The sequence below is a fragment of the Thermostichus sp. MS-CIW-23 genome (genome assembly GCF_054059455.1).
The window spans coordinates 71,956-97,749 of the sequence record NZ_JBSSCC010000002.1 but is presented as its reverse complement, the minus strand read 5'-3'; the positions used below and the strand labels follow the sequence as shown (position 1 = coordinate 97,749).

The following is a 25,794-nucleotide window of genomic DNA, read 5'->3' as shown; positions in this document are numbered from 1 at the left end:
CAGGATGCCATTTGCCGCTCTCAAAAAAGTTATAGAGGTTTTCAGGCTCTCCAGGTGCCACCTCAGATAGAAAGGTGAGCTCGGACTTTTTCTTCGTCCATTTGGTCAGTCGGCCCCTCCATGATAAGGGATCCATTCTCCATGAGATAAAAATAATCGGCCAGACTTTGGGCAAACTCAAAATACTGCTCCACCAGCAACACCGAAACGCCCCGCTCCTTTTGAATACGGGTGATGGCTTCTTCAATCTCGATGATGATGGAGGGTTGGATCCCTTCTGTAGGCTCATCCAGGAGCAAAAGTTTGGGCTCTGCCACCAAAGCTCTGGCGATGGCCAGTTGCTGCTGCTGCCCACCGCTCAAATCCCCACCCAGCCGTTTAAGAAAAGAACGCAGAATTGGGAATAGGTCATAGACAAACTCAGGTATGATCCGTTCTCTGTCCGGTGCCGCTTCTAGCCCCACCAGCAGGTTTTCCTCAACCGTTAGGCGGGGAAATATCTCTCGACCTTGGGGTACATAGCCAATACCGGCGCGGGCTCGCCAATTGGGAGGGTAATGGTTGATAGGACGGCCCTCAAAAGCAATTTTGCCTGTGCAGTCTTTCAGAAGTCCCATCAGGGCTTTAAGTGTGGTGGTTTTGCCCATACCATTGCGGCCCAGAAGGCAGACCGCTTGGCCGGGAAAGATCTTAAAAGAGAGATCCTTTACAATTAAACTCTGACCGTAGTAAACCCTCAAATCGGAGACCTCCAGGAGAGGCCCGGATCCATCTCGGGATAAGTTTTGTGTTGCGGTCGCGTTTTCCGTATTCATAGGCCTGCGCATGAGTCGATTAGATACAGAACTATAGCCTCTTTGCTTAGTTTTTCCCCTTGTGGGATCCGAGATAGACCTCAATCACTCGCGGGTCGTTTTTCACATCCTCAAAGGTACCTTCGCACAGCACCGAGCCTTGGTGTAAAACGGTAACCTTGCGGGCAATTTGTCGGACAAACACCATGTCATGTTCGATCACCAAAATGGTGTGGCTTTGGGCTAAGGATTGAATTAACTCTCCTGTAGCTTCTGTTTCTTTGTCCGTCATCCCGGCCACGCATTCATCCAGCAGCAGCAAATCCGGATCTTGAGCAATCACCATGCCGATCTCCAGCCATTGCTTTTCTCCGTGGGAAAGCAGCCCTGCCGGAACCCGATCCTTACGGCTGAGGCCAATGGTTTCCAAAAGAGCATCCGTTTCTTGTCGCAGATGCTTTTTGCCAAGTAGGGTGGAAAAAACCCTTTTGTCAGGGTTGAGGGATAGCTCCAAGTTTTCTCGCACGCTCAAGTTTTGATAGACCCGCGGCGTCTGAAACTTGCGCCCAACACCCAAAATCGAGATCTCGTGTTCCTTGAGCTTGGTCAGATCTTTTCCTTTAAACAGCACCCGGCCTCGAGTAGGCTTAACCTTGCCCGTCAGCACATCGAGAAATGTAGTCTTACCCGCCCCATTGGGACCGATGACCACCCGCAGCTCCCCTTCCTCCAGAGAGAAGTTCAGCCTGTCCAAAGCCTTGAAGCCGTCGAAGCTGACGGTGAGATCCTGAGTTTGTAAAATTTGTCGGGTGGCGGTGGGAGCTGCAGTGAGCATAGGGATCACATCCAAGAACGGAAAGGCCAAAGGTCAAACCGGATTCTCAACCCATCAAATAAACCCATCAAATAGGAGAGGAAACTTGGCATCGCTGGCTCACCCATGGGATCCTCTTACCTTAAACTTATATCTTGCACATAACTGACATCCTCAAGAGAAAGCCAGATTTAGGCTGGGGAAGTATCTGCCAAGCGCCTGCGCCAAAGCTGAACGGTGACCCAAAGCTGCCTGCCTTGGGTGCGCACCCAACCCACCAGTCCATCCGGCAACACCAGCACCACCAGCAGGAACAATCCCCCTTGGAAAAACAACCAAATTTCGGGAAAATTTTCGCTCAGCAAGCTCTTGGCAAAGTTAACCAACAGAGCCCCCAGCACCGCCCCCACCAAACTGGCCCGACCGCCCACCGCCACCCAGATTACCATCTCAATGGAAAAGGGAACGGCCATCGCATTGGGAGAGATGATCCCAGTTTGCAAGGTAAACAAAGCTCCGGCAATGCCTGCCAGGGCAGCAGACACGGCAAACACCAGCACTTTAAAGCCGGTGGGATCGTAGCCGGAAAAACGAACCCGTGGCTCGTCATCTCGAATGGCTACCAGGATCCGACCGAATAGGCCGCTGGTCAGCCAACGACAGAGAAGGTAAGCCAAAACCACCGCCAGAACTGTAGTGACATAGACAGCAAAGCGCATTTCGGACGAGTTGACATCTAGGCCAAACAAAGTCTGGAAGTTGGTCAGGCCGTTGGTGCCATTAATTAAGCGCTGTTGGCCGTTGAAGAAGTTAAAGAAAATAATCGTGGTGGCCTGAGTTAAAATGGAAAAATAAACCCCTCGGATGCGATTTCTCACCACCAAATACCCCAGGGCTGCCGCCACCAAAGCCGGGATCAAGACCACAGCAACAGCCGTAAACGGAAACGAATAAAAGGGATACCAAAACCAGGGCAATTCCGTTACCCCGTAGAGGCTGAAAAACTCCGGTATCTGACCTTCCGGCAATTGCAATTTCAGGTGCATCCCCAGAGCGTAGCCCCCCAAGGCGAAGAACACCCCATGTCCCAGACTGAGCATGCCGGTATAGCCCCAGATGAGGTCGATCCCCAAAGCTACAATGCTGAGGGCCAGAAACCGCCCCAACAAGTTGAGCCGAAAGCCAGACAGCACAGTTGGGGCCACAAAGATCAAGGCCAGCACCAAAACGATGAGGATCCCGGCCTCCCACAGAAGCTTGCGAGAAGAATTGGGATCCCCACCCGCGGCGGGAGCAGCCACTTCATGATCAGCACGGGGGGAATGAACCAGTTTCATGGGCTTTGTGAGGGAGTAGAAGATGGAGAGTCTGGTCCTAGAGTTTTCGCCAAGCGAGATCATTCCCTAGGCATCCACCATACGACCTTTTTCGGGGAAAAGGCCCCGAGGTCGCACCTGCAAAAAGGCCACGATCAAAGCAAAGACCATCACCTTGGCCATGCTCGTGGTGGCAAAAAAGTTGAGGGTATCGGTCAGGATGGGCACGTTGGAAAAGATCAAAGCCAGCGTCCCTGAGCCGATGACAAAGTTGGCAATCCCGATCCCAAGCGCTGCCACAATGCTGCCCAAAAGCTTACCGACACCCCCCACGACGACCACCATAAAGGTATCCACGATGTAGTTTTGGCCGGTGTTCGGCCCCACGGATCCCAGCAGGCTGACCGCTACGCCGGCCACTCCCGCCAGACCCGAGCCGACGGCAAAGGTGAGGGCATCCACCTTTTGCGTAGGGATCCCTACACAGGCGCTCATGGCCCGATTTTGGGTAACCGCCCGGATGCGCAGCCCCCAGCGGGTGCGTTGCAAGAAGAAGTACAGCCCTAGGATGCAGAAGACAGTGAGGGCGATGATAAACAGGCGGGTATTGGGCAAAAACAGGCTGCCCACCGGGATCCCACCCCCCAGCCAACGGGGAGCGGTCACATCTTTGTTCTGGGCTCCAAACCAGGGTTGAGTGACTGCTAAAGCATAGGTTTGCGCCAGCACCCGCCCCCCCACCGCTGCAATGGCCGTGGAAAGCACCAGTAGCAGCGCCAGCGTCCACCCTTTGAGGCGCGGCCAATCCGTTCGCCTGGACAAAAGCCACCAGCCGCCGAAAAAGAGCACCGCGAAGGCCCCCAAGCGGAAAGCCAGCACCCAATTGACGCTGCGCACAAACTGCTGCAGGATCAGGCTCACGCCCCAGGTGGCCAAAAGGGTCTCCAAGGGTCGGCCATACAAAAAGCGAATCACCCCCCGCTCCAGGGCTAGTCCCACCAGAGCCGTGACGGCAAAGGCAGCTACCAAAGCTGGAAAGATGTACAGATCCCGCCAGGGATCCCCTAGGGGACGAAAGGCATTTTGAACCACAAAAGTGGTGTAGGCCCCCAACATCATCAGCTCCCCATGGGCCATGTTGATGACCCCCATGAGGCCGAAAACAATGGCCAAGCCCAAGGCGGCTATTAGCAAGACGGTGCCAATGCTAATGCCGTTGAACAAGCTGTCCAGGAGCAAGGTCATGGGCAGGGAATCCTCCTTCCAACTAAACTAGGGAGGCTAACCGAGCATCTAGGCGGGATCCCCGACCCTATCCAAACGGCAAGGGATCCCAGCCCTGGCCAGGACTAGCTGACTTTGTAGCGACCGCCCTTGGCCGGATCTGACCAATCGCAGGCAAAGCCCTTGGTCTCTGCCACAAACTGGTTCCAGGGCTGCGGCTCCACGGCATCCGTAGAAAAGATGACATCAAACAAACCGTCAGAGCGCACCTGGCCGATCCGCACATACTTGGTCAGGTGGTGATTGGTGTTCATGGTTACCAAGCCTTCTGGGGCATCAAAGGTCTGGCCATAGGCTGCCTGCCGCACGGCGTCGATTTCCACTGTTCCCGCTTTTTCCACTGCCTGCTTCCAGATGTAAACCATGATGTAGGCGGCTTCCATCGGGTCGTTGGTGACGCGGTTTTGGCCGTATTCTGCCTTGAAAGCTTCCACAAACTTCTTGTTGGCAGGCGTATCCACCGTCATAAAGTAGTTCCAGGCGGCGAAGTGCCCTTCCAAGAATTCGGGGCCGATGGCCTGTACCTCTTCTTCAGCAATGCTGACGGACATGGAAGGATAGCGATCTGGCCCCAGCCCTGCCCCTTCCAGTTGTTTGAAAAAGGCCACGTTGCTGTCGCCGTTCAAGCTGTTGTAGATCACACCGCCATTGGGAAGAGCGGCCCGGATCTTGCTGATGATGGGGGTAACTTCTGTGCTGCCCAAAGGCAGATAGTCTTCACCCACCACTTTGCCCCCCAGGGCTTCCAACTGGGCCTTGATGATGGTGTTGGCCGTGCGGGGGAACACGTAGTCGGATCCCACCAGGAAGAACTCTTTGCCCTTGTTCTTGAGCAGCCATTCCACCGAAGGCTCGATCTGCTGGTTGGGGGCAGCGCCGGTGTAGAAGATGTTTTTGGAGCACTCTTGTCCTTCGTACTGCACGGGATACCAGAGCAGGTGCTGCTTGGATTCAAACACCGGCAACACGGCTTTGCGACTGGCCGAAGTCCAGCATCCAAACACCGTTGCCACCTTGTCCACATCGATCAATTTGGTGGCTTTCTCGGCAAAGGTTGGCCAATCGGAAGCCCCGTCCTCGATAATCGGCTCGATCTGCTTGCCCAAAACCCCACCGGCGGCATTGATCTCTTTGATAGCCAGCTTTTCCGCATCCACCACGCTGGTTTCTGAAATGGCCATGGTGCCGCTAAGGGAGTGCAAAATGCCAACGCGGATGGTCTCTCCCTGGGCGTAGGCGGGCACGGATCGCTTCACCCAGATCTGCGGCCCTAGGGCAGCCCCGGCTCCGGCCAGAGCGCCCATTTTCAGCACTTGACGACGATTAAATGATAGAGCCATCGGTGATCTCCGAAACGAAGTGAGTGCAAAGGGTGTTAAGAAGTCCAGTTGTTGCAGCAGCCCGGCCAACGGGGGGAAGCACTTAGCTCATCACCTCGCCCATGTGTTAAATTTGCCCAACTGCGCTCAGCTGAGGCTTTCACCGAATGCCTTCCCAACATCAACAGAGGAAAAGGCTAATCCTGCAGTCGAGAAAGCGTTGTGCATCCCTGTTGCCTTAACGTGTTCCATCAAACCCATTCGGCCCGGAGAGAATTGTATCGCGGGATACCTTTTCCCAGAATCCGAGCCCTTTCCCCACAGGCTGTAGGCAAAGGCAGGGATCCCTTGCTGCCGGCATAATAGGGGTTCTGGGGTCGAGAATTAGTTGAGAGTTAACAGCTTATGGTGCAACAGGCCGGCTATGGATCTTGGCGATCCCCGATTACCGCTGACCTGGTGGTGACGGGATCCCTGCGCTTGGGACAGATGGCTTGGGATCAGGGGGATCTCTACTGGACGGAGGGCCGCCCGCAAGAAAAAGGGCGCAATGTGTTGATGCGGCGCTCTGCCGACGGGATCCTGGTGGAGCTGACACCGGCACCTTTCAATGTGCGGACACGAGTGCATGAGTATGGGGGTGGAGCTTATTGGGTGTCGGCAGGGGTAGTGTATTTTTGCAACTTCGCTGACCAACGGCTCTACCGCCTGCTGCCGGGTTCAGATCCCCAGCCCCTGACGGAAGCAGGCCCCTATCGCTACGCCGACGGGGTGGTGGATCGGGCGCGTGGACGCATCCTCTGTGTGCGGGAAGATCACAGCCGCCAGGGAGAGCCGGAAAACAGCCTTGTCTCGATTGACTTAGCAAGTGGATCCCAGCAGATTTTGGCTTCTGGGCACGACTTCTACGCCAGCCCGCGCCTCAGTCCAGACGGCCAGACCTTGGTATGGCTGACCTGGGATCACCCCCAGATGCCCTGGGATGGGACGGAACTGTGGCGAGCAGAGGTGGCAGCAGATGGCACTCTAGGAGAGCCCCAAAAGCTAGCCGGTGGCCCTGCCGAGTCGATCTTCCAGCCCCAGTGGTCACCGGAGGGGGATCTCTACTTTGTTTCGGATCGCAGCGGCTGGTGGAACCTCTATCGCTGGGATCCCCAGGGATCCCTTCCCCTCTGTCCTATGGAAGCAGAGTTTGGAGAACCCCAGTGGGTGTTCGGCCTGAGCACCTACGGCTTCTGTGGCGATGGGCGCATCCTGGCCTGTTATGAACAAGACGGGCTGTCTCATCTGGCTTATCTGGATCCCCATTCAGGACAGTTGGCAGGGATCCCCTTGCCCTACACCCAGATCAGCGGTTTGCAGGTGAGTGGGGAAAAAGCCGCTTTCCTGGCCGGATCCCCGACGGAAGCCACTGCCTTGGTCTGCCTAGACTTACCCTCCAGCCAAGTGGAGGTGGTGGCCCGTTCCAGCAGCGTGGCGGTGGATCCCGACTATCTGTCGATCCCAGAGCCCATTGTTTTTCCCACCGGTGGCGGCAAGGAAGTGGCCTACGCCTTCTTCTATCCCCCCAAAAACCGAGACTTTGTTGCCCCTGCTGGCGAAAAGCCACCCCTGCTGGTGAAAAGCCACGGCGGGCCCACCGGGGCGACGGCAGCCGTGCTCAACCTGGGGATCCAATACTGGACCAGTCGGGGGATTGCCGTTTTGGATGTGAACTACCGGGGCAGCAGCGGCTACGGACGGGCCTATCGGGATGCTCTCAAAGGCCGGTGGGGCCTGGTAGATGTGGAAGATTGCATCGCCGGATCCCAATTTTTGGCAGAACAGGGCAAGGTGGATGGGGAACGGCTGCTCATTCAAGGGGGCAGCGCTGGCGGCTATACCACGTTGGCGGCCTTGACCTTCCACGCCGTCTTCCGAGCAGGTGCCAGCTACTACGGGGTGAGCGATCTGGAAGCCCTAGCCCAGGAGACCCACAAGTTCGAGTCTCGCTACTTGGACAGCCTCATTGGCCCCTACCCAGAGCGGCGGGATCTCTACCGGGAGCGTTCCCCCATTCATCACCTGGAGGGCCTCAATTGTCCGGTTATCTTCTTCCAAGGGTTGGAAGACGCCATCGTGCCCCCCAATCAGGCGGAGAGGATGGTGGCAGCCCTACGGGCCAAAGGGATCCCAGTGGCCTATGTGCCCTTCGAGGGAGAGCAACACGGCTTTCGCCAGGCGGCCAACATCAAACGGGCCTTGGAGGCAGAGCTTTACTTTTATGCCCAGGTTCTGGGGTTTCCGCTGGCAGAACCTCTTGAGCCGGTTCGGATCGAGAACTTGGACACCTGATGATGACTGCTCAATGGGTCGAATAGAAAGGGATCCCGTCCCATCTATGGCCCATTGTTGCTCCACAACGCTGTCGCGACAGAGCAGCCCCTCTATGATGGACTTACCAGCCAACCCGGATGGATTCATCGATATTGCTCCGCAACACTGTCGCGACTGCTGGTAAGAGAGCTGGTCATGAGCGTCAGTAGCCCTTCCTTCCGTGAACTGCCCATCTTAGAAAGCGGCGATCGTCTCACCCGCGATGAGTTTGAACGGCGCTATCAAGCCATGCCTCAGCTCAAAAAAGCCGAGCTGATTGAGGGAATTGTTTACGTGGCATCTCCCCTCAGATATCGCCGACGTGGCAGACCACACAGCCACATCATGGCCTGGCTGGGAGTTTATGAAGCAGCAACGCCGGGGGTTGAGTCGGCGGGCAATCCAACCGTTCGCCTGGACTTGGACAATGAGCCGCAGCCAGATGCCATATTGCGGATGCACGAATCTTGTGGGGGACAGTCCCGCATTAGCGAGGATGACTACATTGAGGGTGCACCGGAGCTGATTGTGGAGATTGCCGCCAGCACAGCTTCCTACGACCTGCATGATAAGCTGCGGGCCTACCGGCGCAACGGCGTGCGGGAATATCTGGTCTGGCTAACCCAAGAGCAAGCCTTTCGCTGGTATATCTTCCAGAGTGGCGAGTACGTGCAGCAGCAGCCCAATGAGCTGGGTGTTTTGCACAGTCGGGTATTTCCGGGGTTGTGGTTAGCCGTGGACGCGCTGCTGACCGGCAACATGCAGCAGGTTTTGAGTGTGCTGCAAAGGGGAATCGATTCGGAGGAACACCGGGAGTTTGCAGCGCAGTTGGCAGCCCGAGGAGCAGAAGGTGGGGCTTAGGCCAGGGGCTTGAGGGACAGCTTTTCGATCAATAAAAACCCCCGTTAATGGCTGTGGGCCAACAGGTTGGGCTCGAAGACATCCATCTCCAACCGAAACGGGATCCCCATGTGGGCGAGCCAGTCCTGCAGGGGATCATCGGCCAGCGCCAGGATCTGCCCTTGGGGGGAAACATAGGCCGGGCGGTGCCAATTGCCCAGTTGATGCATCACCTGGCCCATCTGGATTGGGTTTTCCGGTTGAATCAAGAGCACCGGTTCGGGTTGGGCTTTGACCCGAATGTGTCGCTGCGCATCCGCATAGAGCAGATCCCCATCGTGAAGATGGGTGCCCCGAGGCAGCATCAACTGGATCTCGGTGCCCCGGTCGCTCACCAGCCGTTGCCGGGATCGCTGACGGTCGTGCCAAGTGAGGGAAACCACTTCCAATTGGCCGGGGATCCCCTCTGACGGCTCGTCCAGCAGTTGCGTCACCGTAATGGCCGCGGGCTCCTCTCCCGCAGCATGGGCATCTTCGCTCATGTTAGGGACTCCAGATATTGGCTGAGGTCTTCTTGAAGGCGAGAGAACTCCACTTCGGTGGAAAGGCGCAGCACCTTGGTTTTCAGAGTCACCAGCACCTTGGCTGCGTGGGGGCCGACCCAGATGTTGGGGTTGCAGAACATCTCCAAGCTGAAATCTTCAGTAGGGTAACGAAACTCAACCGGCTCCTGAGGCTGCTGTCGGGAACGGATCTTGAGCCGCTCCAAGAGGATTTGCAGAGCCTTGTGCCATTGTTGTGCCGCCTCAGGCGAAAGGGAGAAACTGGCCGAGCCGGTTGCGAAGTTGAGGGCAAACTGAGGAAAATGGGTAGTCATGGAGGCCCGTACCGTTCGCGAAGTGTCCTTTGGAGGGCAGCATTGGACAACAACAGTATCTTACGTCAGCTCTTGCTAATGGGCGTGGGCACAACCACTCTGCTGGCAGAACAGTTGAGAAAGGCTGCCGACGACTTGGTGCAGAAGGGGCAGCTCAACCCAGAAGAGGCATCCAATGTCATCAACAACCTGCTCAACCAGGTGAAGGCCGAGCAGAGTAACTTTGAATCCTACGTTCAGCGGCAGGTGCGCAACGTCCTGCAGGATCTGGGCGTGCCCCGCCAATCGGAAATGGACGAGCTGCGGGGGCGGCTGGATCGGCTGGAGCGGCAGGTGCGCAATTTGGAAAATCAGGTTTACCGCCGGTAGCCGAGCTGAGCCTTCCCCTTTTGCCGGCTTTCCTTTGCCGTTGGGCAGGGTTTTGCCGAACGTTGCGATACCCTGAAGTCCTCTCTGGGAGAATTCATCAAGTTCCCATGTCAAGCGAAGTTTTGACCATCACAGGCCGAGGGATCCCCCTGCTGGGCAACGACATCGACACCGATCGGATTATCCCGGCCCGCTTTTTGAAGTGCGTCACCTTCGACGGCTTGGGCCAGCACGTGTTTGCCGACGACCGCGCCCAGGATCCCGGCCAACACCCCTTCGATCAACCCCAGTACCAGGGAGCCCAGATCCTCGTGGTCAATGCCAATTTTGGCTGTGGCTCCAGCCGGGAGCATGCCCCCCAAGCGCTGGCCAAATGGGGGATCCGCGCCCTCATTGGCGAAAGCTTTGCCGAGATCTTCTTCGGCAACTGCTTGGCTCTAGGGATCCCTTGTGTTACGGCACCCCCGGCTGTGATTCAAGCCCTGCAGAAGGCGGTGGCGGAAAATCCCCAGCTCCAGTTGACGCTGGATCTGCCCAACAAACAGGTGCGCTGGGAGGCAAATACCGCTGCTGTGGAGATCCCCCAGGGAGCCTGGCAAATGCTGGTGCAGGGCACCTGGGACGCCACAGGACAACTGCTGGCCGCCCAAGCCCAGATTCAGCAAGTAGCCGCTTCTTTACCCTACGTGCGTTGGCAGCGAGCCCGTTGAGCCATCCTCTCCCCCCTGATACCCATACATGGCTGGGCAGTGCTGACCCAGATTTTCTGGATTTGGCGATCCGGGAGATAGAAGCTGCGGATCCAGAGGCTGCCGTGCAGCGGCTAAAGGAAGCACCTGGCTTGGTGTGGGTATGCAGCCAACGCTCATTTGCCGACCTGGCTGGGGCTTGGCAAGCTGACCCGCCCATTTTTTTGCGCCACATCTGCCCCATTCACCAAGAACGGCGGCTGGCCGAGGGATCCTTAGTTGAATTGCGCCTTGATGGGGAAATGTTGGCAGCCATTGACCCCACCCTCAGCTTTTCGGTTCAGACGCGCCTGTTTGGAGAGCCGGCTCTCAAGCCCTTCCAGGTCAATGAAACCTTGGCAGAACAGGTGATGGCAGCGGTGGGATCCCCCCTGGAGGTCAAAGACCCACAGCAGGTGATCTCGGTGGTGATCCTGGCTCAACCGATGGGCATTCGCGCTTGGCTGGGCCTATCCTTGGCTGCCCAGAACCTCTCCAACTGGGCCGGTGGGATCCATCGCTTTCGGCGGGATCCAGAGCAAATCAGCCGCTCCGAGTTTAAGCTGCTGGAGGCCATCCAGGTGTTTCAGATTCCCTTGGTGCCGGGGGGACAGGCTCTGGATCTGGGGGCAGCACCGGGGGGATGGTCGCGCATTTTGCGTCTATATGGCCAGCAGGTCACAGCAGTGGATCCGGGGGACTTGCACGAGCGCCTCAGCCAAGATCCGGGGATCTGCCACCATCGCCTCAGCGCCCAAGCCTACTTGGCCCGTGGCCCAGGCCGGTTTCACCTCATCCTCAACGACATGCGGATGGATGGCCCGGCTTCTGCCCGCCTGATGGTGGCTTTTGCCCCCCATCTGCAGCCACAGGGGAGAGCTGTGATGACCCTGAAGTTACCTCGCCAACACCGCCTGCGGGTGCTGCGGCAAAGTCTGGAGATTTTGGGTAGTGCCTTCCCCCTGGTGAGAGCCCGCCACCTGTTTCACAATCGCAGCGAAGTCACCCTCTACTTGCAACAGGGGATCCCTGCCCCTTAATCTGCCGTTTCCACCACCTGAATCTCCCGACGGAGCACCATTTCGCGAATGGACTCCAGCAAGCCTATCTCTTCGGGGGAGATTTTGCCGTCCGACCGGATGGCGTTGACGATTTGATCCACCTCTGTGCGGGTGAGCTTTTTGTCTTCCAGCGCTCGATCCACCAGCGCTTGCAATTGCGAAAACTCCATAAGGCTCCTCTTGCTTGAACAGGTCTTGTCGCCTCATCTCCTCATCCAAGCTACCCGCCCTGACCCAAATCTCCTGCAAGCGCAAGATTCTCTTCAGGTATCCTAAAGAAAACGTGAAACCCACCGAGAGGAAGACATCATGGCTGGCCCGGATCCCAGGAGCACTGCGCACGATTGCGCCACCCTCTGTCGAGATGGCTGTGTCTTGGGAGAGGACTGCCCCCACCGAGAGGCGGCTCGCCAAGCCGTGGCCTTTGTCATGAGCACCGACTGGGAGACCTTGATGCGGATCGCCGAATCCAAGAACCTGCCCAAAAGCTCCCCTCAGGAAGAGATGGATCCCCTGCAGTTTTTGGAGAATTACCGCTTGGGCGGGTAAGCCCCAACCAGTCTCCCTAAGGACAAGGGATCCCTGCTGAGGATCCAGGGGTTTTGAGCCATACTGAGTTAGGTGGGATCCCTGGATTCTATGGTTTGGCCTTGGATCATCATCGGGTTAGTCCTAATTTCTGCCGAATTGTTTTTGCCAGAATTGGTTGCCAGCTCGGTGGGGCTGGCGGCGCTCTTGGCGGGGCTTTTGGCTTATTTGGGGCTGCCGATCTGGGTACAATTTGCCAGCTGGATTGGGGCATCGGTGGTGTTGATTATCCTCAGCCGCCGTCTGGTGCCCCATGGATCGGTTCAGGTAGAGGAATCTCGCGAGGCGCGGGCAATCACCCCCATTCCCCCAGGCGAACGGGGGCGGGTTTCTTATCTGGGTTCCACCTGGAACGCCAAGTGCAGCATTCCCAACCTGGAAATCCAAGCCGGACAGGAGCTCTACGTGGTGGAGCGACAGGGAAATACCCTCATTGTCATGCCGGCCAAGATGCTCAAGTCCTGACCTGGACAAATGTTTGTTTCCCTTGTTGCCTTGAGCGAGGGATCCCTGCTTGGGTGTGCATCGGAGGCGGGGATCTGGCATAATCACAAAAGCTAAGCCGGGATGTAGCGCAGCTTGGTAGCGCATCTGCTTTGGGAGCAGAGGGCCGCAGGTTCAAATCCTGTCATCCCGATCCTGCCTGCACCAAGAACAGAGCCATTCGCGTTCTTGGCCGATAGCTTCGCGCTTATCCAGGGCCCCAAAATCTTCCCATTGATGTTGCTAACTGCTAAAGCGGGCGTCTATTGGTGGAGGCGCAGTCTTTGTCTTGAAGGCGCAAGAAGCAAACTCTTCGATTCTTCGATGCCATGAAAGAAATGGGCGGATCAGGCAGCCAAGCGGGATCCCTCGTGGCCAGGCCAAGGAGAAGCAAGCACAAAAAAGGCAGGGTTAACTTGCCCCTGCCGAGAAGATCGAGAGTTGAGAGCTTGCTCTCGTTGTCGTAATCGTTGCATCAAGGCGCGGTTCCGCTTGTCCAGTTGGCGCTTGCGTGCCGATCCCCCACGACCGCGACGGTTTCTGCCCTGATGGCGAGGAGATTCATGAGATTTCAACAGCATGGGATTCCCCTGATAAACTAAACAGTCCTGCCTGATTCTAAACGAAACCTCAGCAACTGGCCACAAGACTGGCGGCGCAAGCTGCGGCATTCATGGCTGGGGACAGACCACCTTCGTCAACTCATTCGGATGGAGAACTCCACTTTGGGACAACCAGTCTTTTAGCCGATGGGTAGCTCGACAATCATCCTCGTTGTAGATGAGCGAGTGCTCCAAATATCTGCGCTCCCGAGTTTCCAGCCATTGGCTATACCAGTAAATGGACTGGGCGCCATTGGCATCCGGCAGACGCCATTGAAACCCCAACCAGCGGGCGATGTTTTTCAGGGAATAGCTCTCAATCGGTAACACCACCGAGCGTTGCACCCAGGCCTGTAAATCCACAAAGCGCTGCAACAACTGCCGCAGCTGTCGGGGATCCGTGCGGTATTGCTCCCCCAGCCGTCGGCAGGTCTGCACTTCAAAGCCGTGAAAGTGGTAGATGGGAGCGTCAGGATAGCGTTGTGCCAGTTGCAAGAATTGCTCCCAAGCTTGCCTTTCTTCCCGCGGCTCGGCGGCCAGGCAACTGTGATAGCTCGCAACCTTTTTCCCCTCGGCTTGCTCCACCACCAGCAGGCCCAGCAGATAGGCGACGTTGTGGCGGGGATCCGCCTCGATATCGAAGTACAGCTCTACGGGTGTGGTGGGCAGGGTTTCCGGGGGGGATTGAATCCAGAGAGGCTGCCGGCTGAGGGTGGCACGGGCTTGCAGCTGCAGTTGCAGGGCCACGCCGGATCCCAACTTGGGAATGGCTTGCAACCTGTCCAACTGAGCGTTAGCCAGGGCTTCAATCGAGTGGATCCCCGCCTCTTGCAAAAGGGGATAGCGGGATCCCGTTACGCCCGGCAGCAGGCTGAGGGGTTGAGCGGCGGCGTTCAACTGGCGACAATGCTCCCGCCAGTGGCAAAGATGGCAGCGGCTGCGGGCCATGAACACCTGCGGTGGTTCCGGCTGGTTGAGGGAGTGCAGATACTCCTGCAGCAATTGCCGCACCTGTGCTCGTCGGCGGCTCAGGTGGACGGGGTGCCACTTCCCATCTTTCAGGATCAAAATGCCCCGCTTGGGAACGTTTCCCTGCAGGGATCCGAGCAACTCTGCCTGCAAAGCCAGCAACAATTCGTATTCCGGTTTGGGGCGTTTGCCGATACGAATATGAACCGGCAGGTAAGAGGATCGGGCGGCGTGGCGACTTCTGCCAACGAGAGCGGGATCCCGAATCAGCAGATCCAGGGAGCTGCTCACCCAAACGGAATGAAATTGGGCATCCTCTTCTGACTCCCAAACCAGCTCTGCGGCAATCCGTCCGCCGTAGATCCGCTCCGCCCCGTCGGCCATGGCTGCCAAGAGAGCTTCATTGCCCGGCGCAACCCGTTCTCCGGGGAATTGCTCAAACACAGCGGCTGCCAGGGCTTGGCGATCCCGCCGCCATTGCTCCAGCAGGTTGTCCGGCGGCAGCTTGGCCTCTTGAGGGCCAAAGCGATCCAGGTAAGGCAAGCGTCGGCAACGAAAGAAAGCAAGCAGCTCCTCAGCCTCAACAGAACCCTGTCCTGCTGCTGCAACCTGGCACTCCAACGGCGGACAACCTCAGCTCTGCTGCCATTGTGGCACGCCCCCAGGCTGCCTTTGGGATCCCTCAAGACTTGGGATCCTGAGTGGGCAGGAGATGGGCAATAATGCGCTCAATCGTCTCAGATTGGCGACGAGCTGTATCGGCTTGCTGTTGACATATCGTCTTTAACTCTCCCAGCCAGGTGTTGTGCTCCTGGGATATCAGCACCTGTTGTTGAACAATGGCTTTCAGATGGGTCAGGTCATCCTTGACGAAGCTGACGGTCTCGGCCAAGGTCAACACAGCCCCAACCAGGCGATCCAGCCGGAAGTCAATTTGGTCGAACCGGTCTTTGCTCTGCATTTTGCCCAGATCAGATTCAGATTGGTTAGTAGAGGGTATCGGTGGGCGCTGAGGGAGGTCGCTTCACTGAGAAGAAAGCCCCAGTCTGACAGCCAGACCGCTCAAGCTTGTGTCTCTATTGTTACCCATAGGTACAAATACAGCACTAGCCATTTAGCACAACTTCCCCTATCTGCCGTACGATCACGCCCTGCCCTGCGGACGTAACTCACCCTTCAGATGCAATGTATACTATTTTGCAGAGCTTGGAGAAAAACCACAGGGAACGAGATCACAGCCACGCAAAAGCTCAAGAGACAACCCAGACTGCTGCCAGCAGCAGGGATCCCTGATAAGACCTGCAGCTTGCTGACACGGCTGGCGTATGCTGGAGAATAAAGATTTCTTTACACTTTACCGGAGCGGACTGTGACAGCTCTTTCGATGGCCCCAACCTTGCCCCAAACCAAGACGGTGGCGGTGGAAATGCAGGGGGTGTGGAAACGCTTTGGGCAGCAGGTTGCCGTTCAGGATTTGAGCCTGCAGATCCCGCAGGGGGAAGTGTTTGCCCTGTTGGGGCCCAACGGAGCCGGGAAATCCACCACCATTCGCATGCTCACCAGCCTTACCCGACCCAGCCAGGGATCCATCCAGGTGGGGGGCTACGATGTGGTGCGGGATCCCGTGTCGGTGCGGCGGCAGATTGGGGTAGTGTTGCAGCCCATCACCCTAGAGGCAGAGCTGACCGTTTGGGAAAGCCTGGAGTTTCATGCCCGCATGCACCACATTTCCAACCCAGAGCGGCAACGGCGCATCGATGAATGGCTGGAGTATGTGCGGCTGGCGGATCGCCGGCAAGACAAAGTGAAAACCCTCTCAGGGGGAATGAAACGACGCTTGCAGGTGGCCAGGGCGTTACTGCATCGCCCCCAGATTTTGTTTTTGGACGAGCCCACCGTCGGGTTGGATCCCCAGGCGCGGCGGCTGTTGTGGGAGATCTTGCGGGATCTCAATCGGCAGGGCATGACCTTGCTGATTACCACCCACTACATGGAGGAGGCAGAAGAGCTGTGCGACCGCATCGGCATCATGGATGGGGGAAGGTTGATCGAGTTGGGCAGCACCGAGCAATTGCGGGCTAAGTACGGAGAGGCTCTGTTGGTGCGCTCCTGTCCTGGCCGGGAGGTGGAGTACACCTTTTTCCCCAGCTTGGCGGAAGCTCAGCGGCAGTTGGAAGCTGAACCTGACAAAACCGGCCTCATGGTGCGCCCGGCCAACTTAGAAGACATTTTTGTGCGTTTGACAGGCCGCCGCTTGGATTAACGGGCCCTCACCCCTGGCCCCTCTCCCAACGTGAAGAGGGGAGCATGACTCTAGTCAATAATAAGCTCAACTATACTGAAAATAATGTATAATATGTTCAGTACGGATTACTACCAGTTGATCTTTCTGTTTACTTTCGAGTCTGCCAACATGGTAGCCAAAGCAAAGCAGAAAATTGGTAGTAAGACGACACGGAAACTGCGCTTTGGGTATTCTACTCAAAGCTTTGCGGGATACCGCCATTCTGTTTGGACTCCGTCCCGCTAACGCGAATGGAAACAAACAGAATGCTATCGCTGCATAGTTGAACAGTGATGTTCAGCAGTGTTCAGCGTAAGTGTATCAGAGTTATTTGGGGGTTAAGGTTTTTCCTCTCCCCATCCCTCCTTCGGAGCGGGGGGCTCAAACTTGTAGCCAACTCCACGCACGGTGCGGATCAACTCCGGTTGGCTGGTATCAGTCTCTAGTTTCTTGCGAATTTGGCCGATGTGGACATCGACCACCCGTTCATCTCCCTCGTGGTTAAAATCCCACACCTCTTGAATCAGCTCAGCCCGTCGCCAAACCCGCCCCGGATGTCGAGCCATAGCATAGAGCAAATCGAACTCCAGTGCTGTTAAGTTGATCAGGCGCTGCTCGCGGATGACTGCTCGGGTTTCCGGGTCGATTACCAAAGAGGCAAAGGTCAAGACCGGTGCGCTGGCAACTTCGGTCTTCATGCGTTGCCGCCGCAGAATGGCTTGCACTCGCGCCTGTAACTCCGGCAGGCTGAAGGGCTTGGTCAGGTAGTCATCTGCCCCCAACTGGAATCCGTGCAACTTATCAGCAGGGCTGACGCGGCTGGTCAACATCAACACGTACACGCCGGTCTCTTTTTGCATTTGCTGGCAGAGATCGTAGCCGCTCACATCCGGCAAGTTCAGATCCAAAATTACCAAGGCCGGCTGAAAAGCGCGCAACTGCTGTAAGCCCTCGGCCCCCGTCATCGCCACCTCAACCGAATACCCCTGCCGCTGCAAGTACCGCTGCAGTAGAGCACAAATGCTGGGATCATCATCGATGATGAGGATGCGTGACATGGCAGCTTGGCACTCTCGAAGTCAGCAGGAGACAAGGTTGCAGGGCGTTGGGGTGCGGGGATCCCTTCGGCAGCTCATGGGCAACAATCGTGCAGAGGCGATGGGCCCTCGGCTCGCGGGTGAATAAAGAGCCCTCTCAACAGGGCAAGCTTGACCCCAACCTCGGCTGGAAAGGGCAACAAACGCAGGTGATTCATGAGTTATTGAACACCTAAATCTTATTTCAAGTCTTTACGTATGGGGTCACAGGGGGAGTTCATCCTTGTCAAGGCTGCCCTTCTCTCCAAATTAACGGAGGCTTATCCAAGAATCTTGGGCATTATCTTACTGAGTTGCCCAAGGGGAAAAGTAGCGTAAGGAGGATCCGTCAAGCAAGATCCTTAGCACCTGGAGTTAATCTGGAAGCTGTGACGCTGCTGTTCCTGTCTCAAAGTCTCGCTTTAGTGTGGCAGGTGGCGGTTTATCCCGGAGGCTTATGTACACCAATCCCGATGAAGTCTTCCGCAAAGATGTCTGGTTGGCCCTCTTCACGTGGGGGATCCTGGAGCTGGCTTGTTTCGTGATTATCCCATTCACCGGAGCCTACGCATTCTCGCAAGTGGCGGCTTGGCTGTGGCCCTCTTTGGTTTTGGGGCCGGTGGGGGCGGTGGTGGTGGCTTTTTGTTCTAAAGTGGTGCTGGCTGCCAACAACATCCCGGATCCCAGGAGAAAACAAGCCCAGCGGCAAGTGGCTCAGGTGGTCAGTCTTTTTGGCTTTCTGGGCTTGGCATTGCCCCTCCTTCTGGCAGGATGGGTATTTGGCCGAGAGATTTTGACGACCGACTGGCAGAATAAGTTCACCAACACCAATAAGTAGAAGCTAATCTCCGACGCCCTTGCCCTCTGGGGTCGCGTCGCCCCGTCAGCGTTGCGATTCCTCTGCACAGGCCTAGCAAGAGCGCTGCGGAACACGATACATTGGGATGCAATCACGTCAGCGTTGCGCAGCAGTCGTGCTCTGGCTTTCGTAAATCCCCGGTTTTGACGGGGATCCCATCTTCTCTGTGGATTCTTGCCTGCAGCATTGCGGGAAGGTATTTCGGATGGCTAACTACCCGATGCGAGGCCGTTCTTCTCCTGCTTCTGGCGGTTTTCCCTTGGGCACCTTGGTGGTGGTGAGTGTCTCGGTTGGGGCTCTGGCCGCCTTGGCTTGGCAGTTGTGGCAGCTCATCGCCCCCATGTTGGCCCCCCCTGCCCCGCCTCAATTTCCGCAGGCGGTGCGCTTGGATCCCTTGCCCCGCCCAGCCAGTTTTCCCTCTCCCCCCTCTGGCCCTGCTGCAGGCACTGTTGACCCTGAGGGATTTCCCCCCGGCAGCCGCGGGCGGGTGATCGAGCCCATTGGCCTGGCCATCCGCAGCCAACCTTCTGCCGATGGAGCCTACCAAGGGGGAATTGTAGTGGGGGAAACGGTGACGGTGTTGGAGTACAGCGCCGATGGTCGTTGGCAACGGGTGCGGCGGGAGTTGAACGGACAAGAGGGCTGGGTGCGGGCTGGCAATTTGGGCCCTGTGGATGGTGTTTCAGCCTCAACTTCTCCAGCTCCCACAGTTGAACCCAACCCTGAATTAACTCCTTTGCCGACTCGACCCCCCACGGCAGCAGTGGTTTCCCCAGGTGAGCGGGGACGGGTGATCGAGCCCATTGGCCTGGCGCTGCGGGCCACTCCAGAGCGGGAGGGAACCTACATTGGCGGTGTGCCCATGAACGAGGTGGTGACGGTGCTGGGCCTCAGCGAAGATGGTCGTTGGCAGCGCATCCGCCGTCAGAATGGGCAGGAAGGTTGGGTGCGGGCGGGGAATCTGGCGCAGGAGTAGCCCTTGCCATAGGCATAGCCCTACAGATGCCCTGGTGGGGGATTGTGACGACCGGGAAGGCTGTGTTTCGGTAGAACAGTACCGATGCCAAGCTATGCTGGGGCTGCAGCTTGTTTACGCGACCGTGCTGGCAGCGCGGAGCAATGGTGAAGTGCGTCGGGGGATCTGCTTTCAGTGCTAGGAGGGCAGAGTTCTTGCCTCTGATCTCCTGGAGATCAAGCAGTTGCTGACCCCATCTTCGCCGCCCATGGACAGACCAAAACCCTGGATCCTTTCTCGTTCTTGCTTGCTACTGCTTCTTGGCTTGCTTGAGCCTGCTCCGGCTTGGGCCCATGGGGTGGAAGCCTCTCTTCGGGCTGTTCCCGCTTTTGAGATCGAGGCCCGCTACGATTCTGGGGAACCGATGGGATCCGCCCGGGTGACGGTATTTGCGCCAACGGATCCCACTACCCCTTGGCAAGAGGGACAGACGGATGTACAGGGACGATTTTTGCTGCAGCCGGATCCCAACCTGACGGGCCTCTGGCAGGTGCGGATTCGCCAGGCGGGGCATGGGGTGTTGGTCAACGTGCCGGTGGGCGAGGAGTTCCCTCAGACAGAAGGGATCCCCAGCGCTTCCCCACCCTTTGGGCCTTTGCAGCGGGGGGTTATGGCCGCCTGTGTCATTTGGGGCTGTCTGGGCACAGCTCTGTTCTTCTCCAGGCCCCGTCAATCTGGTTACGCAGCGGTGGAGAGCCCACCGGTTTCGGGATCTCCAGGGTCAGGAATCTCAGGCTCCCAGGCTGGCTCCTCTGCTCTGGAGTAGGACTGACCATGCACATCAGCGATGGCATTTTGCCAGCACCGCTTTGGCTAGGGGGTTATGGCATCACTGCTCTCATCACCGGCTACAGCTTGCGGCTTCTCCGTCGCGCCGGCGTTGCCGAGCAATGTCCTTGGTGGGAACGGGATCCCCGCCATATTGCTACGCAACGCTGTCGCGACCAGTTGCCCAAAGCGGCTTTGCTCACGGCTGTCTTTTTTGTGGCCTCTTCGATTCACCTGCCCTTTCCCCCGGCCAGCCTGCATCTGGTGCTGAACGGGTTGATGGGTCTGATGTTGGGGGCTTTGGCCTATCCGGCGATTGTAGTGGGCTTGTTTTTTCAGGCGGTGGCCTTTGGCCATGGGGGCCTGACCACATTGGGCATCAACGCCGCCATTATGGGGATCCCGGCGCTCCTGGCCGGTGGGATTTTTCGGGCAGGCCGTCGGGTGATGGGGGCCGGAGTGTCTGCCTTCTTGGCGGGAGCGGTTGGGGTGGGTCTAGCAGTGCTGTTGTTTTACGGGGTGGTCATGGCTGCTGTGGTTGACGCTGGCAGCGGGATCCTCTCCACAGAAGCCGGTCGCCTGGCTCTTGGGAGCTTGGTGGTGGCCCACATCCCCCTGATGGTGGTGGAGGGGTTGTTCACCAGTTGGGTGGTGCTGTTTTTGCAGCGGGTACAACCGGCGCTGCTGGGAGAGTATGGCAAGAGATGAAGCCGGCTCAGGGATCCCTTGCTGCTGGCGCGGTCAACAATCCCATCCTCACCCCTCCAAACCCCTTTCCTGGCTGCACCGGTGGCAACCTCTGCCCAAGGTGCTGGGCCTGATGGCGCTGATGGCGGCTTTCGCCTCGGTGAGGTGCCTGGCCCTCTTGCCGCTCATCTGGGCGCTGGTGGCTGGACTGTGGAGCCTGTCGGGATTGCCTTGGAGCCTCGGGCTGAGGCGGCTGGCAGCCCCAGGGCTGTTGGTGGCAGGGTTGATGGGGATCCTACCCTTCTGGGCGGGGGAAACCATCCTGTGGCGCTGGGGATCCCTGGCTCTGCGTTGGGAGGGGCTGCAGATGGCGCTTCGCATTGGGGGGAGAGGGCTGGCCCTATTTGCCCTCACGATGCTGCTGCTGGAGACCACCCCCACATCGGAACTGTTGGCAGCGTTGCGGGCCCTGGGGATCCCAGACCTCCTGCTGGAACTGGCCTGGCTCACCCAGCGCTATTTGCAGGAGGTGGCCGCTCAGTGGCAGCAGATGCAACGGGCAGCCCGGTTGAGGGGTTGGCGACCGCGGGGATCCCTGTGGCGTCCTGGGCCGTCTCTAAGACAAGATCTGCCCTTTCTGGCCGCTTCGGTGGGCACCCTGTTGGTTCGCAGCTACGAGCGCTCGCAGAGGGTTTATCAGGCTTTGCGCCTGCGGGGCTATGGACAAGCGCCTCTGTTTCCGACGGCGGCTGGCGGGGATCCCTACAGTTGGGCGGCCACCGCGTTGGCCGTGGCTACGGCTCTATTGCTCCGCAACGCTGATGCGGCCCTCAACTAGAATAGATAAGCCTCTGGCAAGCTGCCCCCTTTTTGATGCTCAGTCCATGAATGGGTTAGAAGCGACCGTCTCCAGTTTCCCATCCGTTAAGGACTCCGTCCCGCTTACGCGAACAGCGGTGCAGCGTACAAAGGCGTCGGTTGCCGTTTTACACCTGGGCTGCGAGAAAAACCGGGTGGACACCGAGCACATGCTGGGCTTGCTGGCTCAAGCAGGCTACCGGGTGGATGGGGACGAAGAGAGTGCTGACTATGTGATCGTCAATACCTGTAGCTTCATTGAAGCAGCGCGGCGGGAGTCGGTCAGCACCCTGATGGAGTTGGCAGTACAGGGCAAGAAAATCGTTATTGCCGGCTGCCTGGCGCAACACTTCCAAGAGGAGCTGCTGCAGGAGATCCCGGAGGCGGTGGCCTTGGTAGGTACCGGCGACTACCACCAGATCGTCCAGGTGATCGAGCGGGTGGAGCGGGGAGAGCGGGTCAATGCCGTTACTTCCAGCTTGGATTACATTGCCGACGAGACCGTACCTCGCTATCGCACCACCCATGCGCCTGTGGCCTACCTACGGGTAGCCGAGGGCTGTAACTACCGCTGCTCTTTCTGCATCATCCCCCACTTGCGGGGCGACCAACGCTCCCGCTCCATCGAGTCGATCCTACGGGAAGCAGAACAACTGGCCGAAGAGGGGGTGCAGGAGCTGATTTTAATTTCCCAGATCACCACCCACTACGGGATCGATCTCTACGGGGAGCCGCGGCTGGCAGATCTCATTCGCGCCCTGGGCAAGATCCCCATCCCCTGGATCCGCATGCTCTACGCCTACCCCACCGGCATCACGCCTGCAGTGGTGGAGGCCATCCAAGAAACTCCCAATTTCTTGCCTTACCTGGATTTGCCCCTACAGCACAGCCATCCGCAGATCCTCAAGGCCATGAATCGCCCCTGGCAAGGGCAGGTCAACGACCGGGTGATCGAGCGGCTGCGCCAGGCGTTGCCCAATGCCGTGCTGCGCACCAGCTTTATCGTCGGCTTTCCTGGGGAGACGGAGGAGCACTTCCAGCATCTACTAGACTTTGTCCAGCGCCATCAGTTTGACCATGTGGGGGTGTTTACCTTTTCTCCCGAAGAGGGCACCCCTGCCTACCACCTCCCCCATCAGGTTCCAGAGGCTGTCAAACAAGAGCGCCGCGCCCGTCTAATGCAACTGCAGCAAGGCATTGCCTTCCGCCGCAACCGCGAGCAGGTGGGCCGAGTGGTACCTGTACTTTTGGAGCAGGAAAACCCCAGAACCGGCGAGTGGATTGGCCGCTCCCCTCGCTTTGCCCCCGAGGTGGACGGGGTGGTGTATGTGCAGGGGCAGGGATCCCTGGGATCCCTGGTGCCGGTGCAGATCACCCACGCCGAGCCCTATGATCTCTTCGGTCGGGTGGTGGCAGCGCCGGAGGGTTTTAGCTGGAGCGGGCGGTAGCGGTGCAAAGCACTTTGGTAGGATCTTCATCCACGGGAGAGGAGCTGGGAATGACTACCCTTGGCGGCAGCGGGACCGAGTCTTTAGATGAGCTGAAACAGGCGGCAGCCCGAGCTGCAGTTCAAAAGGTGCAGTCGGGAATGGTGGTGGGGCTGGGCACGGGATCCACAGCCGCCTTTGCTGTCAGCGCCCTAGCAGAGCGGATGCAAAGCGAGGGTCTGCAGATCCTCGGTGTGCCCACCTCCGAGCGCACGGCTGAACAGGCCCGCTCCCTGGGGATCCCGCTGGCCACCCTGGAGGAGCAGCCCCGCTTGGATCTGGCCATCGATGGGGCCGACGAGATTGAAGTGGGATCCCTGAACCTGATCAAAGGGGCAGGAGGGGCCCTGTTGCGGGAAAAATTGGTGGAGGCCAGCGCTGCCGAGCTGATCATCATCGCCGATGCCTCTAAAAAAGTCCCGCAGTTGGGCATTCGCTTCCCGGTGCCGGTAGAGGTGGTGCGCTTTGGCTGGAAAACCACCTTGGCGCGGGTAGAGGCTCTGGGGTGCACAGCCACCTTACGGCGGAATGCCAACGGGGATCCCTACTTGACGGACGAGCAGCACTACATCCTCGACTGCCAATTCGGCCCCATGGTGGATCCTGCCAAGATCGCCGATCAACTCAAAGGGACGGTGGGGGTTGTGGAACATGGCCTGTTCATCGGCATGGCCAAAGAGGCAATCATCGCCCTCCCGACTGGGATCGAAACGCTGCAACCCAGCTGACAACTTCCTATACCCAGTCGTGTATTGGCGTTGCCCAGGAACTGGGTTTACAGCTTTTTCCGACTTCATGGGAGTTCCGTAGCCAAGCGGGAGCCTTCCCACGCAAGAGATTGATTGACACTGGCTGTGGTAAACAACGCTGAAAAAAGCTGTACAGCTATCCCCAACTCCCCTCTCCCCCTGGGAGAGGGGCTGGGGGTGAGGGGGAGCGCTTGGGAAATGTCTCAATCGGGTCTGAAATGACCATAGACGAAGAGACTGTAGGCGAATTGGAGTTTCTGCCCGATGCTGACCTTACGAACTGTGGCTGACCTGCTGCAAACTCCCCTGCAGGGGGATCCCCATTTGTTGGGTCTTCCCGTCCAAGCCATTTGCACCGACAGCCGCCAATTGCAGCCGGGGTCAGTCTTTGTGGCGCTGCGGGGGGAACGGTTTGATGGACACAACTTTATTCCACAAGCTTTGGCAAGGGGGGCCGTTGCCGTCATCAGCCAGCGTCCGGTGGCTGGGCCCCATTTTCAAGTCTCAGATACCCTAGCTGCCTACCAGCGCATTGCCAGAGGCTGGCGGGAGCAGTTTCCCCCCTCCGTAGTAGCCATCACGGGCTCAGCAGGCAAAACCACCACCAAGGAAATGCTGGCGGCTGCCCTATCCCGCTACGGCACAGTTCTCAAAAGTGAGGCCAACCACAACAACGACATCGGGGTTGCTCAAACCCTGCTCCAGATGCGACCGGAGCATCAGTTTGTGGTTCTGGAAATGGCCATGCGAGGCCCCGGAGAAATTCGCCGCCTGGCTCAGATGGCTCAGCCCACCCACGCCTTGATCACCCATATTGGCACCGCCCACATCGGCAGGCTGGGATCCCGCGCGGCCATTGCTGCTGCCAAGTGCGAGCTGCTGCAGGAGCTAGGGCAGGGGGTGGCTCTGCTGAATGGAGAAGATCCCTTGCTGTTGTCTACCGCCGCCAGCCTGTGGTCGGGACAAACCCTTACCTATGGTCTGGATCGGGGGGACTTACGGGGAGAATGGGATCCCCAAGCCCAAACGGTAACTGTGGAGGGCCTAACGCTGCCGGTGCCCTTGCCGGGAAGGCACCATGCCCTCAACTGGATGGGAGTGCTGGCTGCTCTGTGCAGCTTGGGGCTGGATTGGGAGCGGCTCCGAGAACCCATTGCTTTGCCTACCCCTCTGGAGGGGCGCAACCGCTATCTCAAGCTGGCAGGAGATGTGGAAATCTGGGACGAAACCTACAACGCCTCGCCGGAAGCGATGATCGCGGCTCTACACCTGCTGGCCCAAACCCCGGGAAAACGGCGCTGGGCCATTCTCGGCCCGATGCGGGAGTTGGGAGAGCATGCGCCTCAGCTCTATGCAGAGGTGGGTCGGGCGGCTGCCCCTCTGGGGCTGGATCGGATCTTGCTCTTGGATCCCGAAGGAGAAATGCAACCGCTGCTCGACCAAAAACCGGCAGCCCAGACAGAACGCTGCGAGGAGGTATCCGAACTGCTGGAAATCTTGCTCCATCACGTGCAAGCCGGGGATCGGCTGCTGTTCAAGGCAGCGCGGGCTGTTGAACTGGAGCGGGTGCTGCACCGCTTTTTGCAGGAGTGGCAGGCGTAGGCTAAGCTAA

At 58.1% G+C, this 25,794-nt stretch carries 28 protein-coding genes and 1 tRNA gene; 17 read left to right on the top strand and 12 right to left on the bottom strand.

Annotation, left to right across the window (positions count from 1 at the left end):
* Positions 1-62 precede the first annotated feature (62 nt).
* From urtE to urtA, 5 genes are all read right to left on the bottom strand, one after another.
* Complete coding sequence (gene urtE / locus ACVW0B_RS01610) at positions 63-827, bottom strand: urea ABC transporter ATP-binding subunit UrtE (protein WP_457466168.1); 765 nt, start codon at positions 825-827, stop codon at positions 63-65.
* Positions 828-861: 34 nt separating this feature from the next.
* The gene (gene urtD / locus ACVW0B_RS01605) at positions 862-1,629 is read right to left on the bottom strand and encodes an urea ABC transporter ATP-binding protein UrtD (protein WP_414374659.1); all 768 of its coding nucleotides are present in this window, start codon (positions 1,627-1,629) and stop codon (positions 862-864) included.
* Positions 1,630-1,799: 170 nt separating this feature from the next.
* Positions 1,800-3,008: an urea ABC transporter permease subunit UrtC gene (gene urtC, locus ACVW0B_RS01600; protein WP_457411233.1), complete on the bottom strand. Its 1,209-nt coding sequence runs from the start codon at positions 3,006-3,008 to the stop codon at positions 1,800-1,802.
* Positions 3,009-3,011: 3 nt separating this feature from the next.
* Positions 3,012-4,169, bottom strand: coding sequence for an ABC transporter permease (locus ACVW0B_RS01595; protein ID WP_457490781.1), 1,158 nt, complete (start codon positions 4,167-4,169; stop codon positions 3,012-3,014).
* Between the two features lie 104 nt (positions 4,170-4,273).
* Positions 4,274-5,548, bottom strand: a complete 1,275-nt coding sequence (urtA, locus tag ACVW0B_RS01590; protein WP_011430744.1) for an urea ABC transporter substrate-binding protein — start codon at positions 5,546-5,548, stop codon at positions 4,274-4,276.
* Between the two features lie 384 nt (positions 5,549-5,932).
* On the opposite strand from urtA, the gene ACVW0B_RS01585 reads away from it, so the two are divergent.
* Together ACVW0B_RS01585 and ACVW0B_RS01580 are read left to right on the top strand one after the other, a co-directional pair.
* The gene (locus ACVW0B_RS01585) at positions 5,933-7,861 is read left to right on the top strand and encodes a prolyl oligopeptidase family serine peptidase (protein WP_457490780.1); all 1,929 of its coding nucleotides are present in this window, start codon (positions 5,933-5,935) and stop codon (positions 7,859-7,861) included.
* A 177-nt stretch (positions 7,862-8,038) separates the two neighbouring features.
* Complete coding sequence (locus ACVW0B_RS01580; protein ID WP_457490779.1) at positions 8,039-8,743, top strand: Uma2 family endonuclease; 705 nt, start codon at positions 8,039-8,041, stop codon at positions 8,741-8,743.
* Between the two features lie 44 nt (positions 8,744-8,787).
* Here ACVW0B_RS01580 and ACVW0B_RS01575 read toward each other — a convergent pair whose 3' ends face one another.
* Together ACVW0B_RS01575 and ACVW0B_RS01570 are read right to left on the bottom strand one after the other, a co-directional pair.
* Entirely contained in the window at positions 8,788-9,264 is a 477-nt protein-coding gene (locus tag ACVW0B_RS01575) for an urease accessory protein UreE (RefSeq protein WP_457490778.1), read from the bottom strand.
* Entirely contained in the window at positions 9,261-9,599 is a 339-nt protein-coding gene (locus ACVW0B_RS01570; RefSeq protein ID WP_457490777.1) for a hypothetical protein, read from the bottom strand. Before ACVW0B_RS01570 ends, ACVW0B_RS01575 begins: the two co-directional genes overlap by 4 nt.
* Before the next feature lie 42 nt (positions 9,600-9,641).
* On the opposite strand from ACVW0B_RS01570, the gene ACVW0B_RS01565 reads away from it, so the two are divergent.
* The 3 genes from ACVW0B_RS01565 (at position 9,642) to ACVW0B_RS01555 (ending at position 11,736) form a co-directional block, all read left to right on the top strand.
* Positions 9,642-9,968, top strand: coding sequence for a phasin family protein (locus ACVW0B_RS01565; RefSeq protein WP_011433607.1), 327 nt, complete (start codon positions 9,642-9,644; stop codon positions 9,966-9,968).
* A gap of 107 nt (positions 9,969-10,075) precedes the next feature.
* On the top strand, positions 10,076-10,678 hold the full coding sequence (gene leuD / locus ACVW0B_RS01560) for a 3-isopropylmalate dehydratase small subunit (RefSeq protein WP_457490776.1): 603 nt from the start codon (positions 10,076-10,078) through the stop codon (positions 10,676-10,678).
* Entirely contained in the window at positions 10,675-11,736 is a 1,062-nt protein-coding gene (locus ACVW0B_RS01555) for an SAM-dependent methyltransferase (protein ID WP_457490775.1), read from the top strand. Before leuD ends, ACVW0B_RS01555 begins: the two co-directional genes overlap by 4 nt.
* On the opposite strand, the gene ACVW0B_RS01550 is transcribed toward ACVW0B_RS01555, so the two are convergent.
* Positions 11,733-11,927 (bottom strand): hypothetical protein, encoded by a 195-nt coding sequence (locus ACVW0B_RS01550; protein ID WP_011433610.1) that lies wholly within the window; start codon positions 11,925-11,927, stop codon positions 11,733-11,735. The two genes, ACVW0B_RS01555 and ACVW0B_RS01550, sit on opposite strands and share 4 nt — an antisense overlap.
* A gap of 139 nt (positions 11,928-12,066) precedes the next feature.
* Between ACVW0B_RS01550 and ACVW0B_RS01545 the strand changes: the two genes are divergently transcribed.
* The 3 genes from ACVW0B_RS01545 (at position 12,067) to ACVW0B_RS01535 (ending at position 12,982) form a co-directional block, all read left to right on the top strand.
* Positions 12,067-12,306 carry a hypothetical protein gene (locus ACVW0B_RS01545; RefSeq protein WP_011433611.1) on the top strand — a complete coding sequence of 80 codons (240 nt, stop codon included), beginning with the start codon at positions 12,067-12,069 and terminating at the stop codon, positions 12,304-12,306.
* A gap of 90 nt (positions 12,307-12,396) precedes the next feature.
* Positions 12,397-12,810, top strand: a complete 414-nt coding sequence (locus tag ACVW0B_RS01540) for an NfeD family protein (protein ID WP_011433612.1) — start codon at positions 12,397-12,399, stop codon at positions 12,808-12,810.
* 98 nt (positions 12,811-12,908) lie between these two features.
* Positions 12,909-12,982 (top strand) — tRNA-Pro (locus ACVW0B_RS01535).
* Between the two features lie 193 nt (positions 12,983-13,175).
* Here the strand turns inward: ACVW0B_RS01535 and ACVW0B_RS01530 are convergent.
* The 3 genes from ACVW0B_RS01530 to ACVW0B_RS01520 all read right to left on the bottom strand — a co-directional run bounded on the left by ACVW0B_RS01530 (position 13,176) and on the right by ACVW0B_RS01520 (position 15,360).
* Complete coding sequence (locus ACVW0B_RS01530) at positions 13,176-13,409, bottom strand: hypothetical protein (protein ID WP_457490774.1); 234 nt, start codon at positions 13,407-13,409, stop codon at positions 13,176-13,178.
* Between the two features lie 90 nt (positions 13,410-13,499).
* A complete protein-coding gene (locus ACVW0B_RS01525) occupies positions 13,500-15,020 on the bottom strand; it encodes a TM0106 family RecB-like putative nuclease (protein WP_457490773.1) in 1,521 nt (506 codons plus the stop codon).
* Between the two features lie 61 nt (positions 15,021-15,081).
* Positions 15,082-15,360: a hypothetical protein gene (locus ACVW0B_RS01520; protein ID WP_414357373.1), complete on the bottom strand. Its 279-nt coding sequence runs from the start codon at positions 15,358-15,360 to the stop codon at positions 15,082-15,084.
* A gap of 423 nt (positions 15,361-15,783) precedes the next feature.
* On the opposite strand from ACVW0B_RS01520, the gene ACVW0B_RS01515 reads away from it, so the two are divergent.
* Entirely contained in the window at positions 15,784-16,662 is an 879-nt protein-coding gene (locus ACVW0B_RS01515) for an ABC transporter ATP-binding protein (RefSeq protein WP_457490772.1), read from the top strand.
* Positions 16,663-17,021: 359 nt separating this feature from the next.
* Here the strand turns inward: ACVW0B_RS01515 and ACVW0B_RS01510 are convergent, their stop codons facing one another.
* On the bottom strand, positions 17,022-17,741 hold the full coding sequence (locus tag ACVW0B_RS01510) for a response regulator transcription factor (RefSeq protein WP_011433617.1): 720 nt from the start codon (positions 17,739-17,741) through the stop codon (positions 17,022-17,024).
* 475 nt (positions 17,742-18,216) lie between these two features.
* Here ACVW0B_RS01510 and ACVW0B_RS01505 point away from each other — a divergent pair, with 475 nt between their 5' ends.
* From ACVW0B_RS01505 to ACVW0B_RS01470, 8 genes are all read left to right on the top strand, one after another.
* Positions 18,217-18,597 (top strand): hypothetical protein, encoded by a 381-nt coding sequence (locus tag ACVW0B_RS01505; protein ID WP_011433618.1) that lies wholly within the window; start codon positions 18,217-18,219, stop codon positions 18,595-18,597.
* A 226-nt stretch (positions 18,598-18,823) separates the two neighbouring features.
* Positions 18,824-19,594, top strand: a complete 771-nt coding sequence (locus ACVW0B_RS01500) for an SH3 domain-containing protein (protein ID WP_457490771.1) — start codon at positions 18,824-18,826, stop codon at positions 19,592-19,594.
* A gap of 304 nt (positions 19,595-19,898) precedes the next feature.
* The gene (locus ACVW0B_RS01495; RefSeq protein ID WP_457490770.1) at positions 19,899-20,399 is read left to right on the top strand and encodes a hypothetical protein; all 501 of its coding nucleotides are present in this window, start codon (positions 19,899-19,901) and stop codon (positions 20,397-20,399) included.
* A gap of 8 nt (positions 20,400-20,407) precedes the next feature.
* Complete coding sequence (gene cbiM, locus ACVW0B_RS01490) at positions 20,408-21,109, top strand: cobalt transporter CbiM (protein ID WP_414418680.1); 702 nt, start codon at positions 20,408-20,410, stop codon at positions 21,107-21,109.
* The gene (gene cbiQ, locus ACVW0B_RS01485; protein WP_457490769.1) at positions 21,096-21,926 is read left to right on the top strand and encodes a cobalt ECF transporter T component CbiQ; all 831 of its coding nucleotides are present in this window, start codon (positions 21,096-21,098) and stop codon (positions 21,924-21,926) included. The genes cbiM and cbiQ overlap by 14 nt, the downstream gene beginning before the upstream one ends.
* Entirely contained in the window at positions 21,910-23,394 is a 1,485-nt protein-coding gene (rimO, locus tag ACVW0B_RS01480) for a 30S ribosomal protein S12 methylthiotransferase RimO (RefSeq protein WP_457490768.1), read from the top strand. Before cbiQ ends, rimO begins: the two co-directional genes overlap by 17 nt.
* Before the next feature lie 50 nt (positions 23,395-23,444).
* Positions 23,445-24,161 (top strand): ribose 5-phosphate isomerase A, encoded by a 717-nt coding sequence (rpiA, locus tag ACVW0B_RS01475; protein WP_457490767.1) that lies wholly within the window; start codon positions 23,445-23,447, stop codon positions 24,159-24,161.
* Positions 24,162-24,446: 285 nt separating this feature from the next.
* The gene (locus ACVW0B_RS01470) at positions 24,447-25,784 is read left to right on the top strand and encodes a UDP-N-acetylmuramoyl-tripeptide--D-alanyl-D-alanine ligase (protein ID WP_457490766.1); all 1,338 of its coding nucleotides are present in this window, start codon (positions 24,447-24,449) and stop codon (positions 25,782-25,784) included.
* Positions 25,785-25,794: the final 10 nt, after the last annotated feature.

Bases quoted from the DNA above. Each gene is read 5' to 3' on its own strand.
- urtD (WP_414374659.1), bottom strand. From the start codon at position 1,629: ATGCTCACTGCAGCTCCCACCGCCACCCGACAAATTTTACAAACTCAG.
- ACVW0B_RS01580 (WP_457490779.1), top strand. From the start codon at position 8,039: ATGAGCGTCAGTAGCCCTTCCTTCCGTGAACTGCCCATCTTAGAAAGC.
- ACVW0B_RS01510 (WP_011433617.1), bottom strand. From the start codon at position 17,741: ATGTCACGCATCCTCATCATCGATGATGATCCCAGCATTTGTGCTCTA.
- ACVW0B_RS01595 (WP_457490781.1), bottom strand. From the start codon at position 4,169: ATGACCTTGCTCCTGGACAGCTTGTTCAACGGCATTAGCATTGGCACC.
- ACVW0B_RS01575 (WP_457490778.1), bottom strand. From the start codon at position 9,264: ATGAGCGAAGATGCCCATGCTGCGGGAGAGGAGCCCGCGGCCATTACG.
- urtA (WP_011430744.1), bottom strand. From the start codon at position 5,548: ATGGCTCTATCATTTAATCGTCGTCAAGTGCTGAAAATGGGCGCTCTG.
- rimO (WP_457490768.1), top strand. From the start codon at position 21,910: ATGCGGCCCTCAACTAGAATAGATAAGCCTCTGGCAAGCTGCCCCCTT.
- cbiM (WP_414418680.1), top strand. From the start codon at position 20,408: ATGCACATCAGCGATGGCATTTTGCCAGCACCGCTTTGGCTAGGGGGT.
- ACVW0B_RS01470 (WP_457490766.1), top strand. From the start codon at position 24,447: ATGCTGACCTTACGAACTGTGGCTGACCTGCTGCAAACTCCCCTGCAG.
- leuD (WP_457490776.1), top strand. From the start codon at position 10,076: ATGTCAAGCGAAGTTTTGACCATCACAGGCCGAGGGATCCCCCTGCTG.
- ACVW0B_RS01540 (WP_011433612.1), top strand. From the start codon at position 12,397: ATGGTTTGGCCTTGGATCATCATCGGGTTAGTCCTAATTTCTGCCGAA.
- urtC (WP_457411233.1), bottom strand. From the start codon at position 3,008: ATGATCTCGCTTGGCGAAAACTCTAGGACCAGACTCTCCATCTTCTAC.
- ACVW0B_RS01515 (WP_457490772.1), top strand. From the start codon at position 15,784: ATGGCCCCAACCTTGCCCCAAACCAAGACGGTGGCGGTGGAAATGCAG.
- ACVW0B_RS01520 (WP_414357373.1), bottom strand. From the start codon at position 15,360: ATGCAGAGCAAAGACCGGTTCGACCAAATTGACTTCCGGCTGGATCGC.
- rpiA (WP_457490767.1), top strand. From the start codon at position 23,445: ATGACTACCCTTGGCGGCAGCGGGACCGAGTCTTTAGATGAGCTGAAA.
- ACVW0B_RS01505 (WP_011433618.1), top strand. From the start codon at position 18,217: ATGTACACCAATCCCGATGAAGTCTTCCGCAAAGATGTCTGGTTGGCC.
- ACVW0B_RS01500 (WP_457490771.1), top strand. From the start codon at position 18,824: ATGGCTAACTACCCGATGCGAGGCCGTTCTTCTCCTGCTTCTGGCGGT.
- ACVW0B_RS01550 (WP_011433610.1), bottom strand. From the start codon at position 11,927: ATGGAGTTTTCGCAATTGCAAGCGCTGGTGGATCGAGCGCTGGAAGAC.
- urtE (WP_457466168.1), bottom strand. From the start codon at position 827: ATGCGCAGGCCTATGAATACGGAAAACGCGACCGCAACACAAAACTTA.
- cbiQ (WP_457490769.1), top strand. From the start codon at position 21,096: ATGGCAAGAGATGAAGCCGGCTCAGGGATCCCTTGCTGCTGGCGCGGT.
- ACVW0B_RS01530 (WP_457490774.1), bottom strand. From the start codon at position 13,409: ATGCTGTTGAAATCTCATGAATCTCCTCGCCATCAGGGCAGAAACCGT.
- ACVW0B_RS01545 (WP_011433611.1), top strand. From the start codon at position 12,067: ATGGCTGGCCCGGATCCCAGGAGCACTGCGCACGATTGCGCCACCCTC.
- ACVW0B_RS01570 (WP_457490777.1), bottom strand. From the start codon at position 9,599: ATGACTACCCATTTTCCTCAGTTTGCCCTCAACTTCGCAACCGGCTCG.
- ACVW0B_RS01585 (WP_457490780.1), top strand. From the start codon at position 5,933: ATGGTGCAACAGGCCGGCTATGGATCTTGGCGATCCCCGATTACCGCT.